This is a genomic window from Tissierellales bacterium (assembly GCA_035301805.1).
Taxonomy (GTDB): domain Bacteria; phylum Bacillota; class Clostridia; order Tissierellales; family DATGTQ01; genus DATGTQ01.
Genome location: DATGTQ010000279.1, coordinates 1 through 12,456, shown reverse-complemented (window position 1 = coordinate 12,456; position 12,456 = coordinate 1). Strand labels below are relative to the sequence as shown.

The following is a 12,456-nucleotide window of genomic DNA, read 5'->3' as shown; positions in this document are numbered from 1 at the left end:
TACTATAAATGAAATATATGATTTAATGTGTGAAGAATTAGATGTAGATCTTAAACCAAGATATGTAGAGCCACGTGCTGGAGATATAAAACATAGCTTAGCTGATATATCAAAAGCAAGAAAGCTTTTATCATATGATCCGGATTGGAATTTTAGAGATGGATTTAAAGAAGCTATAAACTGGTATAAGGAAAATATATAAATATAAAGGATAGCTTGATTGGTGATAAAATATTATAAAGTAAAGTAGTGATAATATGTTTGTTGTTTTTTTAATGGTTCAGTTTGGAATAATGTATTTTTAAATATCTTAGGTGTTTCAGGTGAGATGAATGCTTACATATTTATATTGATTAATATTATTTACATGTCAATCATGTTTACGAAAAAATATAAAGAAATTAGTAGATATCTATTAGTTGCCTATTTCGGAAGGATATTATTGATGTTTTGGGATATATATGCTAGACATATATTCATTTTACCAAGTAGTGGCAATGATACAGAAGGGTTTTATAGAAGTGCTATTTTTGTAGCAAATAATATAGGATTGATTGGAGAAAAAATTTATGGTTAAATTTATGCTAAAATATTAGGAGTTATTTTTTATTTTATAGGAGAGAATAGAATAATCGGACAGTATATAAATGTGATATTGGGAATAATGATAATTATTTTATTATATAAGATTTTTATTATATTAGAAATAAATGAAAATAATATTAATAGGGCGATCATAATTATGTCATTATTGCCTAATGCATTAATATTTTCATCAATTTTACTTCGAGAAAGTTTCATAACTTTTTTTGTTACCCTGTCATCTTATTATTTTATTAAATGGTGTAAACATGGAAGAGTTAAGAATAAATTTTTTTCTATTATTTATATTGCTATAGCAAATATCTTCCATTCGGGGATTATAGGTATTTTAATAGGGTATATACTAACTTATATTTTCTATAATAGAAAGGAAAAAAGGTTTAAAATATCGTCAAGATCTTTTGTATTATTAATAGTATTTATTTTGTTAAGTCTAGTTATTATGAATAATAAGAGTATATTTTTAGGAAAATTTACAAATGTTGAAGATATAGATGATATAATCAATACTGCAAATAGTAGAAGAGGTGGATCCCAATATCTTAAATCATTAGAAGCAAATACTTGGTGGAGGATGATATTATATTATCCTATTTATATGGTTTATTTTCTAAGTTCACCTTTACCGTGGGATTGGAGAGGATTTAATGATTTAATTACTTTTTTTATAGATAGTGTTATTTATTTATACTTTTTATATATTATACTAAAGGATTTTAAAAGGGTAAGCGATGGTAAATATATTATTATGAGTCTGATACTTTCATTGTTTATAACAACATTTGTATTTGGAATAGGTATAGCTAACGCAGGCACTGCTATGAGACACAGACAAAAAGTATTACCAATATTTATTATATTAACACTATGATAAAAGATAATATATATTGAAAAAACATATAATGGTTAACAGACTATAGCTTTACATTGCAGATATCGAATATTAAGATTAAATTAAATTAAAATTTGAATGATAATTTTAGAGGGGATTATAAATATGAAACTTGTATCTGTTGTTATACCGACATATAAAAGATCGGAAATGTTAAAAAATACAATTGATAGTGTATTAAGACAAACGTATGAAAACATTGAGATAATTATTGTAGATGATAATGACCCTAATAGTAAAGAAAGGGAAATGACTCAAAGATTAATGGAAAGTTATAAAGGATATAAAAATATTAAATATATACTTCATCCAAAAAATCTAAATGGAGCAGCAGCTAGAAACACAGGTTTTAACAATGCCAGTGGGTATTATATTGCATTGTTAGATGATGATGATGAGTTTTTACCTAAGAAGATAGAATCGCAGGTTAAAAGATTAGAGGAACTTGATGATTCATGGGGAATGTGCTACACACAATTTATAAGAAAGAAAAATGGTAAGATAATAGACAAAGGGATAGAGAATAAGGAAGGATATATAGGCGCAGATATATTAAAAGGAGAGTTATATATAAGTGCGGGTTCTAATTTAATGATTAGGAAGGATATTATAGATGAAATAGAAGGTTTTAATGAAAACTTTTTAAGAAGACAGGACTTGGAATTTTTAATAAGAGCATCACAGATTACAAAGATTGCTCATGTGCCTGAGATTTGTTTAGTAATAAATAAAGATGATAGATCAAATGCTTTATCAGAATATAAGCTTATTAAAAATACAAATGAATTTTTAAATATTTTTAGTGGATATATAAATGATTTACCAAAGCTAGAAAAAAAGAAAGTAGCAATAGGACAATATTTACTCTTAGCAAGATACTATGCATTTAATAAAGAATTCAAATTAATGTATGAAACTTGCAAAAAAAATGATATAACATTAAAAATTTTTATAAGATATATATTTTATCTAATAAAAAGGAAGTTATTAAAACAGTGTTATGGTTTTAAAATTTAGAGTTAATAAGAAAAATACATAGATAAAATTAATAAATGAAAAAGATATTCCGGTAACAGATGTAGTAAGATATATTCTGTATTTATGTAATAGAACTGTGACAAAGAAGGTGTATGGATTTAATTTATAGAAATTAATGTTACAAAGACACATATTACTACGAAGAAGGGATTTTGTTAATGGATAGGAAGAAAGTAAATGATATACAATTAAAAGGGTTTCCTAGAGACATAAGCTTATGGATAATTTTAGCGGTTTGCCTAGTTTTAGGACACCTATCAAATAACAATTTGATTTTAAGTGCTGTTTTAATTGTGATTGTGGGATGTTTTATTTTAATTAATATTGATAAGAAAATAAATTTATTATTTTTCTTGATACCTTGGACTTATATTCTTAGATCAGAACCGGGAACTAGAACAATATTTAGTTATCTCACAGTTGGATTGTTGTTTGCAATATCTTACAAAAGTAAATTAAGTTTTAACCTCAAAAAAATTTCCTATATTACAATGTTAATTATTTTAGTTTTATTTCAAAAATTAATTATTGGTAGAACTATTAGCTTTGATGAGATTAGCCTGATTCTACCATTAACAACCCTTAGCCTAATAAAGGGAAAATGGTATAATTTATTCAAATGGGATGAGGCGTCATTAGCTTTTATATTCGGGTTGTTCTTGTCAATAATTGCTGGTTTGATTCTTTATAAAGCTCCTCATATGGTGGATTACTTTAGGCTAAATTATGCTGTTAAGGGACAAGGTGTAGGGCTGAGGTTCTCGGGTGTGCATATGGATCCTAATGGGTTTGGAGCTCAAGCTATTTTTGGTTGTTCGTTGGGGATAATACTTACTAACCAAACACAAATAAGGTTTAAAAAATGGTTCAACAAAGTTTTAAACATAATGGTCCTATTTATATTTATAGCAGGTTTTTTTTCAGGGTCAAAAGCCTACTTTTTTGTCTCAATCGTAATGTTAATTTTATATATAGTATTATTATCTTATAAAAAGGGAGTATACAGCGGTGGGAAATTTATATTTATAATTGGATTAATAATTATCGTGGGATATGTTTTAGGATGGTGGAAACCTTTAATTACTAGATATACAGCCCGCTTTATGAATGCAGACAATTTGGATGCATTATCATCGGGAAGAAATGTAATCCTAAAAATGTATTTTAAAATGTTTACTATTTATCCTTGGGTAATAATCTTCGGAACTTCCTTAGATGTCGTAGGATTACACAGTGCAGCTCACAATACATTAGTACAATCTGTAACCCGGCTAGGAAGCATAGGCTTTCTTATTATTATACTACTTTTAAAGGAAACATATAAAATAATAAATAATAATACAATCGATAATAGAGATAGGGATAGTGCCTGGATACGTTTAATGCCACTTTTAATGTATTTATTAATGAGTTTATCTTTAGACTTACTATTTAAGCTCGAATTTTTATATATTGTATTTTTAGGAGTTTTTATAGCAGCATGGTTCAAGCCTTTAAAGTGATATGCTAGAAAAAAGGAGTGGAATGATGAAAAAAAGAGAAAAAATCCTTTTTATAAATGGATCTTTACGGATAGGAGGGGTAAGACGATCTCTTGTTAATTTATTAAATAATATAGATTATACAAAATATGAGGTGGATTTATTATTGTTTTATCAAGGAGGAGAATTGATAGAAGATGTACCTAAAGAAGTAAACTTTATAAGAGGCAACTACTGGTTAAAATTAATAGGAATGTCTATGAAAGAAGTGATAAGGAGTAAAAATATAGGAAATATTATTGTACGAGGAATTATCGGGCTCTTAAGTCGTATTATAAATAACCGTTATATATTTAAGTTCATCTTTGCCACACATAGTCTTAGGAAGGAATATGATGTGGGAATTGCCTATTCCCATAATAATGGAATACATGGATTGTACGGGGGGATTTATCAATATTTGATATGGAATACGAATGCAACACAAAAAGTAGGATGGATACATACTGATTATAGAATGTTAAAAAATGACTTTCAATGGGAATCCGAGTTGTTTGAATTACTGGATGGCATAGTAAATATTTCAAAAGCCAATGAATTTGCATTCTTGGAAAAGATGCCACAATACGAAGATAAATGTTTTGTCATATATAATTCAGTCATAGCTGATAAAATAAAAACTTTAGCGAAAGAAAAAGCTGCTAATTCACTCACAAAGAAAGATGGATATAAGGGCGTAAGTGTAGCTAGGCTTGATGATAATAAAGCTGTATATAGGGTAATTAATGCGGTCGCACATTTAAACGATATTGGGCATAAATTGAACTGGATTATTGTCGGAGATGGACCAAATATGGAAAGACTTAAAAAACAAGTACGAGAAAAAAAATTAACAGAAAGGATAATTTTTGTAGGGAATAAAAAAAATCCTTATCCTTACATAGAACAAGCAGATTTTTTGTGTGTATCTTCTATATTCGAAGGAATGCCGATGGTGGTGGAAGAAGCCTTTGTATTAGGGAAACCAGTTATAGTAACAGAATATGCTGCGGCACGAGAACGTATAAATAGTGGAAAAAATGGAATTATTGTTGAAAACTCTGATGATGGTCTTTATAGAGGACTAAAGGAATGGATTGAGAATCCAAATATATTAAATGAATATATAAGTAATGCTAAAAATGCAACAAATCTAACAAGTTCTAGTATTAATGGATTTGAGGATATGATTGCTAAACTTAAAGACAAATAAAAAAACTGTATTTGTAAATTTTTGTATTTAGATTTACAAATGTTATTATTTTTGTTATAGATACAAGATTATGAGAATGGTACACAGAATTACCCAAAATAAAACATAGAGACTGTTAAGTTTATATGGAATTTTTAAGCTGTAATATATAAAGGTTCTAATAAGTAACAGCTATTAGGTGATTTAATATCTGATAGTAATATATTTATTGATATAGTATTGTAGGCCAGAAATTAATTATCCAAACTAATAATAGATAATGCAATTCGATATTAGAACTATTAAATAAGTGAAGGGAGGGTGAACTAGAATATGATGAAAAATCCTATTAATTCAAATACCTAAATAAGATGTATTCCGAATGTAAAGATATTCAAGACATAAAGACAATTAAAGGTGGGGTTTATATAATTAAAACCTCCGAGATTTTTTGTGTTAAAGTTATCAAGAACGTTAAGAACGGATTCAATATCCTGTTTAAAAAGATATATTCATAATCTTATTTTCTATATGTAGTAGATAGAGACTTTGATAATAGAGAGATTATTGGATATGTGGTAGGAGCCAAGAAAGACGCCAAGTTAATAGAAACCGCATTACTAAGGTGTAATTATTCCTGAAGAGATATAAACCTATTTCATTCTGATCGTGGCAATGAGTATGATAATGAACTAATAGATAACATTCTGGATACTTTTAAAATAGAAAGGTCTTTAAGTAATAAAGGAAATCCCTATGACGATGCAGTTAGTGAAGCTACTAATAAAATACCCAAAACAGAATTTATATCAAAGGAAGTTTAAGTCTTTAGAACAATTACAGCTAGAATTAGCAGAGTATGTCTATTGGTATAATAACCTAAGAATTCATGGTTCGTTAGGTTATATTTTATCAATTGAATATAGAGAATCAAAGACTAGAAATCTAGCAAAAGCATCCTAGTATTAAATAAAATCTGTATTAAGTAGGATTTTATCTAAAAAAGGTTGCCCTTCCAACCTATTCAACAAAGAGGTTTGAAACAAATATAATATATACTAAATTACTTAGAACGCATAAATTATAAAAATATTATGATATATTGACGTTGAACTCTGAATAAATCCATTTGTAAAATCGCGTTATATTGATATAATTAATAATATGAATTATTAACACATAAAGTATAAAATCTGATGTTTATCTATATTAAAAGTAGATGTACTAATTCTAAAAAAATTAAATTTGTGTATTTAAGAGGTGAACAATTAAATTAAAATATTATTATGGAAATTAAAAAAATGGAATTAACTCATGATCATGATAGTTTAACAGTAGAAGAAGTACTAGATTCAAAAGTATTTAAAAGTTTTGAAATTCTAGGAGGAAATGAGGGGTTAATAAAGCGATGTAATCATATGACTATACTTGAAACGCCTGAGGGGTTGAATTGGCTTAAAGGAGGAGAATTCTTATTAACTACTGGATACGCACTACATAATAATATAAAAGGTAAACAAGATATGGTATCTGATGCATATCATAAGGGAGTCGTGGCAATTGGAATAAAAGAAAATAGATATTTTAATAAGATAGATAAAAAGTTAGTAGAGGACGCTAACAAATATGATGTCTTATTAATAAAATTACCATATAACCTTGTTTATACTGATACGATATCTAATTTCTATGATTTGATCTTTTATAAAAAGAATTCCTACATTTTAAATTTAAATAATGTATATAAGAATTTATTGAAACTATCATTTGAGAATAGAGATATGGATGGTATTATACAATCCTTATCCAATATTTCTGACTCAAACATATTCTTATTTGATGATGATTTTAATATATTGAGTCGTAACATAATAGATTTTGATAGCTATAATAATATTTCTTATTATTTTCCATTTAATAATAACGGTAAAAGAATGATAAAGAATATTAAATTTTTTAATTGGAATTATCATATTAATGACTCTTATATTAGTATGTATCCTATTATGAAAAATAATGAACCTTCTTCTTACTTATATATTGTAAGTAACCGAAAATTAGAATCAATAGAGCAAAGAACAATTAAGTATGGAGCATCTATGATTTCATCTAACTTAGAGAGAGAGTGGATGATAGAGCTTAAGCAAACCAATTTTAATAAAATTCTAGTTGAGACAATGTTAAATAGTAAGGACTTAACAAATGAGTTTTATGAAAATATTGAAAAAGATTTAGGATGGGATAAAACAGGAAAATTTATAGGAATCTGTATTAAAGTTTTTTTGAAAAAATCTTGGAAAGAACTAATAGACTATAATTATGAGATTTATAGAATTATAAATAATATTTTAGGTTTCAATAGCTATTTGACCACAATTAGATCTGATAAAATCTTTCTATTTGTAAAGATAGAATCTGATATTTATTTAAAAAATGTAGTTTACGATATAAAAAAAGAGCTACAAAGCTATGAAGATGAAGTTTTAACATCGATAGGTGTATCAAGAACCTATAATAGTTTAAAACAAATAGAAGATTTATATAATGAATCTTTTCTAGCATCATTGTTTTGTGAAAAAGATGTTGTTTATTATGAAGGTTTAGATAATATCAAATTATTATATTTATTAAAGGAAGATGTTGAAGTATATAACTATTATTGTAACACTATAAAAAAGTTAGAAGTTTATGATAATGATAATGGAACCGACTTACTAGGTACAATAGAGACATATTTAAAATGTAATTTAAATAAAAAAGTAACATCTTCTAAACTTTTCATTCATGTTGAAACATTGAGATATAGGTTAAATCGAGTTCAAGAGATTACTGGATATTCAGTTGACAATGTGGAAGATACTTTTTCCTTACAAATGGGATTGAAATTAAAAAAGATACTAAAATTAAAATAGTGGTTATGAAGCACTTAGACGATTATGTAAACACATAAAAGTCTAAGTGTTTTTTTATGGTATTCTCTAATAGTTTTTAAATTTTAGAATTGCTATAATATTTAGTACAAACAAATTATTAGGAGGTTGTAAAATAAATTATCAGACTATTAAGATTAAATAATTTTAAGGTTTTGTGAAATGCGTTTGAGAGTTTAGTAAAATTTACCGAATAAGAATGGAGGAATGATTATGAAAGTAAACAAAGGAAGTAGAAATGCAATTTTTGTTTCATTAGTTATATGTGTATTATCTGAAATAATTGGTCCTATTGAATTTACAATTTTTGGAATGCCGATTATAATAATGACTCTAATCTGGGCAATATTATTTGGAATACTTTGTTCTCCAGATTTAATAGGTAAGATTATTCCATCTTTCAAAAAAATAATAGGTAAAGATGAAATAGATGTCGCTCCAGAATTACTAGCATTAACGTTATACCCTCTAGGAATAATGTTTGGTATTAGTGCGGGACCTAAAGTAGGAATAGTGTTAAATGCTGGTCCTGCATTGTTATTACAAGAACTTGGTAATATAATGACGATGTTAATAGCTTTACCTTTAGGAATTATGATGGGACTTGGAAGAACATCAGTAGGAGCAACTTTTTCTTTATGTAGAGACACGGCATTAGGGATAATAGGAGATAAGTATGGGTTAGATTCAAGAGAAGGAATGGGGACCTTAGGTACCTATATAAGTGGAAGTGTATTCGGAGCATTATTTTATTCAATATTGGCACCGATTGGACTTACTATTGGATTTCATCCATATGCACTAGCAATGGCCTCTGGAATGGGAAGTGCATCTATGATGGGAGCGGCAACGACAGCACTTGCTAATGCTGCTGATCCTGCTCTAAGTGATCAAATTTTAGCTTATTCGGCTACTAGTGGGCTACTGACAGCAGTAACAGGAGTATATGTAGAAATGTTTATTTCATTACCTTTGGCAAATTTTTATTATGATAAGATTTCTACTCCACTAAAAAGATTAAAGAGGAAAAAAACTGTATAATTTCTTAAAAATTTAGTTTATTAAAGGGAGGATATATATGAAAGATACATTTTCGGACATTATGAACCAAATTAAAACTGTAATATTCATATATTTAATGATAATAATATTACACATTTTATCATCAGAATCAAATTTAGGAAATGTTCTAATTGCGACTATGGTAAGCTTTTTGATGGTAGTTATTTCAATAGTACTTAAAAATCTGATAAAAAGGCCAAATTTACCAGGGTTTGCATGGGCTACACTAGTGTCATTTTTTTTAACTCTTCCGATATCACCTCTTCAGGGTATCATTGTAGAGTCTATGGAACATTATATTTTTTCACTAGTTGGATTACCATTGTTAGCGTTTGCAGGAATATCCGTAGGAGATCAATTATCTTTATTTAAAGATTTAAGCTGGAAGATAGTAATAGTTTCATTTGTAGTTATGGCTTCAACTTATTTTGGATCAGCTTTAATTTCAAATTTCATATTATCAATTAGAGGGTTAATATAATAGAAGGAGATGAATTTATATATGAATAAAAAAATTGAAGATCTTAAAAATGATATTATAGATATGACCGAGAAAAGAAAAGAGGAATTAGAAGGAATAAGCTCTTATATTCATAAAAATCCAGAGTTATCTTATAAAGAGTATAAGGCTCAGAAGATACTATGTGATTATTTAGAGAAGAACGGATTTAAAGTAACTAAAGGTATTGCTGATTTATCAACATCTTTTGAAGCAGTATATGATACAGGTCGTTCTGGAAAAGAAATAGCATTTCTTGCGGAGTATGATGCTTTACCAGGAATTGGACATGGATGTGGACATAATTTAATAGGAACGAGTTCGGTAGGTGCAGGAGTGATATTAAAGAATATTATGGAAGAGAATAATGTTTCGGGAGTGTTAAAGGTTATAGGAACCCCTGCTGAAGAATATGGAAGTGGGAAGATTGCTATGGTTAATAAGGGTGTTTTTAAAGAATTGGATGCTGCTTTAATAATGCATCCAGCAGATGCATCTATGCCTGATGACATTTCATTTGCAGCTGCTACTATAGAATATAATTTTAAAGGAACAGCAGCGCATGCAGCAGCATTTCCTTGGAAAGGGTCAAGTGCTTTAAATGGAGTTATTCAATTATTTAATAATGTTAATGCTCTAAGACTTCATATTAAGGATCACTCCAGACTTCACGGAATTATTACAGATGGTGGAGATGCTCATAATACTATACCTGAAAAAGCAACTGCTTTATTTAATATAAGAGCTCTTAATTATGATTATTTGTTAGATATAATTGAACAGGTTAATAATTGTGCAAAAGGGGCAGCACTGAGTACGAATACAGATGTAATAATTACACAAGAAGGAGAAATTATAAAGGAAGTTAGGAACAATAAAGAATTAGTATCTTTGGTTAGGAGTAATATGGAAAATATAAAGGAACCTTTTATTGAAAGAGATTTAACACAAGGAATAGGATCCACAGATGTAGGAAATGTAACTCATGAAATATCTGCTATACAATTCTATATAAAATTAAAAGAAGATATTGGTACTCATACTATAGAATTTGAAGAGTCTGCCGGTAATGATGATGGTAGGAGAGTGTTAAATTCAGCAATAAAGGTGTTGGCCATGAGTGGATTAGATGTTTTGCTAAAATAAATAAGGATTTAGTGCACATATAACTAATTAGTTGGAAATGACTTTAAGTAGTATATCTTTTAAAAGATATACTACTTCTAATTTCACTTAGAAAGAATAATCTGCACAAAACTTATATCAAATAAATTAGATTTAAATATAAATAATAATATAAAAAAATTTATTATTAATAGGAGGGTTTGTATGTTATTAAAACAAATTATGGAAGTTTATGAATATATTGATACAGCTACAGCAAGTGGAAAACAAATGAAAGAATACTTAGAAGAATCATATGGGTCAAAGGATATAGAGGTTAAAACTATAAAAGGAGAAGAGGGAGAAACTGATTTTATCAGGATAAGGATACCTGGTAAAAGTGGAAAATCCAAAGGAAAGAATGCTCCAACTATAGGAATTTTGGGAAGATTAGGAGGTATAGGTGCTAGACCAGAAATGATAGGTATGGTTTCTGATGCAGATGGAGCAGTAGTAGCACTATCTGTAGCTGCTAAACTTTTAGATATGCAAGAAAAAGGAGACTTTCTAGATGGGGATGTTGTTGTTTCAACACATATATGTCCTGACGCTCCTACACAACCTCATGATCCAGTTCCATTTATGGGTTCTCCAGTAGATATGGTTACAGTAAATAAAGAAGAAGTCGATGGGGAGTTAGATGCAATATTATCTATAGACACAACTAAAGGTAATAAGGTAATAAATCATAGAGGATTTTCAATATCTCCAACTGTAAAAGAAGGCTATATCTTAAAAACAAGTGATGATTTATTAGATATTATGGAAATTACTACAGGAAAATTACCAGTTGTATTTCCTATAACTATTCAAGATATTACACCTTATGGAAATGATATATATCATTTAAACAGTATACTACAACCTTCTACAGCAACTAATGCTCCAGTAGTAGGAGTAGCAATAACAACTGAATCTGCCGTACCAGGTTGTGCAACAGGTGCTAGTCATCCATTTGATTTAGAACAAGCAGCTAGATTCACATTAGAAGTTGCTAAGCAATATGGAAAAGGAAATTGTAAATTCTATGACAAAACTGAATTTGATAAATTAAAGCAATTATATGGAAGTATGGATCATATACAAACTCTTGGTAAATAGGAGGGGGAACTATTATAAAGAGTAAATTAGGAGTTATAACTATAGGTCAATCTCCTAGAGATGATATGATACCAGAAATGATTGAGTTTTTAGGAGAAGATGTAGAAGTTTTACAATCAGGAGCATTAGATGGTCTTATTTTAGAAGAGATAGAAGCATTTACAATCGGCAAAGATGATTATGTATTAGTTTCAAAATTAAGAGATGGAAGTAGTGTAAAATTTGCAGAAAGACATATATTAACTAGATTACAAAAGTGTATTGATAAATTAGAAAGCCAAGGTGTAGATATAATATTATTTATATGTACAGGTGTATTTCCAGATGGGTTTAAATCGAATGTTCCAATATTATATCCTCAAAAAATAATTCATGGTGTAGTTCCAAATTTACTAGATAAAGGTAAATTAGCAGTAATTACTCCCGATAAAGATCAATTAAAACAAAGTAAAGAA

At 28.2% G+C, this 12,456-nt stretch carries 12 protein-coding genes and 1 pseudogene; all 13 read left to right on the top strand.

The features are described 5' to 3' along the window. Positions 1-202 (top strand): LPS biosynthesis protein WbpP (locus VK071_13735; protein ID HLR36375.1); only part of this gene is annotated, 202 nt, incomplete at its 5' end. A 243-nt stretch (positions 203-445) separates the two neighbouring features. Beyond that, positions 446-577, top strand: a complete 132-nt coding sequence (locus VK071_13730) for a hypothetical protein (GenBank protein HLR36374.1) — start codon at positions 446-448, stop codon at positions 575-577. A 165-nt stretch (positions 578-742) separates the two neighbouring features. Next, positions 743-1,474 carry a hypothetical protein gene (locus VK071_13725; GenBank protein ID HLR36373.1) on the top strand — a complete coding sequence of 244 codons (732 nt, stop codon included), beginning with the start codon at positions 743-745 and terminating at the stop codon, positions 1,472-1,474. 126 nt (positions 1,475-1,600) lie between these two features. Continuing rightward, positions 1,601-2,512 (top strand): glycosyltransferase family 2 protein, encoded by a 912-nt coding sequence (locus VK071_13720; GenBank protein HLR36372.1) that lies wholly within the window; start codon positions 1,601-1,603, stop codon positions 2,510-2,512. A 179-nt stretch (positions 2,513-2,691) separates the two neighbouring features. Next, positions 2,692-4,035: a hypothetical protein gene (locus tag VK071_13715; GenBank protein ID HLR36371.1), complete on the top strand. Its 1,344-nt coding sequence runs from the start codon at positions 2,692-2,694 to the stop codon at positions 4,033-4,035. A gap of 25 nt (positions 4,036-4,060) precedes the next feature. After that, entirely contained in the window at positions 4,061-5,266 is a 1,206-nt protein-coding gene (locus tag VK071_13710; GenBank protein ID HLR36370.1) for a glycosyltransferase, read from the top strand. 533 nt (positions 5,267-5,799) lie between these two features. Further along, positions 5,800-6,208: pseudogene (locus VK071_13705) on the top strand (IS3 family transposase). A 323-nt stretch (positions 6,209-6,531) separates the two neighbouring features. Further along, entirely contained in the window at positions 6,532-8,157 is a 1,626-nt protein-coding gene (locus VK071_13700) for a PucR family transcriptional regulator ligand-binding domain-containing protein (GenBank protein HLR36369.1), read from the top strand. A gap of 231 nt (positions 8,158-8,388) precedes the next feature. Further along, positions 8,389-9,216, top strand: coding sequence for a DUF3100 domain-containing protein (locus VK071_13695; GenBank protein HLR36368.1), 828 nt, complete (start codon positions 8,389-8,391; stop codon positions 9,214-9,216). Between the two features lie 37 nt (positions 9,217-9,253). After that, the gene (locus VK071_13690; protein HLR36367.1) at positions 9,254-9,718 is read left to right on the top strand and encodes a hypothetical protein; all 465 of its coding nucleotides are present in this window, start codon (positions 9,254-9,256) and stop codon (positions 9,716-9,718) included. Positions 9,719-9,739: 21 nt separating this feature from the next. Next, the gene (locus VK071_13685; GenBank protein HLR36366.1) at positions 9,740-10,882 is read left to right on the top strand and encodes a M20 family metallopeptidase; all 1,143 of its coding nucleotides are present in this window, start codon (positions 9,740-9,742) and stop codon (positions 10,880-10,882) included. A 183-nt stretch (positions 10,883-11,065) separates the two neighbouring features. Next, positions 11,066-12,001 (top strand): DUF1177 domain-containing protein, encoded by a 936-nt coding sequence (locus tag VK071_13680; protein HLR36365.1) that lies wholly within the window; start codon positions 11,066-11,068, stop codon positions 11,999-12,001. Continuing rightward, on the top strand, positions 11,998-12,456 hold a 459-nt coding region (locus VK071_13675; GenBank protein ID HLR36364.1), incomplete at its 3' end, for an AroM family protein. The genes VK071_13680 and VK071_13675, both read left to right, overlap by 4 nt.

What these genes read in the sequence shown, in the direction of transcription:
- VK071_13685 (HLR36366.1), top strand. Translation starts at nt 9,740, where the DNA reads ATGAATAAAAAAATTGAAGATCTTAAAAATGATATTATAGATATGACC.
- VK071_13700 (HLR36369.1), top strand. Translation starts at nt 6,532, where the DNA reads ATGGAAATTAAAAAAATGGAATTAACTCATGATCATGATAGTTTAACA.
- VK071_13690 (HLR36367.1), top strand. Translation starts at nt 9,254, where the DNA reads ATGAAAGATACATTTTCGGACATTATGAACCAAATTAAAACTGTAATA.
- VK071_13680 (HLR36365.1), top strand. Translation starts at nt 11,066, where the DNA reads ATGTTATTAAAACAAATTATGGAAGTTTATGAATATATTGATACAGCT.
- VK071_13720 (HLR36372.1), top strand. Translation starts at nt 1,601, where the DNA reads ATGAAACTTGTATCTGTTGTTATACCGACATATAAAAGATCGGAAATG.
- VK071_13710 (HLR36370.1), top strand. Translation starts at nt 4,061, where the DNA reads ATGAAAAAAAGAGAAAAAATCCTTTTTATAAATGGATCTTTACGGATA.
- VK071_13725 (HLR36373.1), top strand. Translation starts at nt 743, where the DNA reads ATGTCATTATTGCCTAATGCATTAATATTTTCATCAATTTTACTTCGA.
- VK071_13730 (HLR36374.1), top strand. Translation starts at nt 446, where the DNA reads ATGTTTTGGGATATATATGCTAGACATATATTCATTTTACCAAGTAGT.
- VK071_13695 (HLR36368.1), top strand. Translation starts at nt 8,389, where the DNA reads ATGAAAGTAAACAAAGGAAGTAGAAATGCAATTTTTGTTTCATTAGTT.
- VK071_13715 (HLR36371.1), top strand. Translation starts at nt 2,692, where the DNA reads ATGGATAGGAAGAAAGTAAATGATATACAATTAAAAGGGTTTCCTAGA.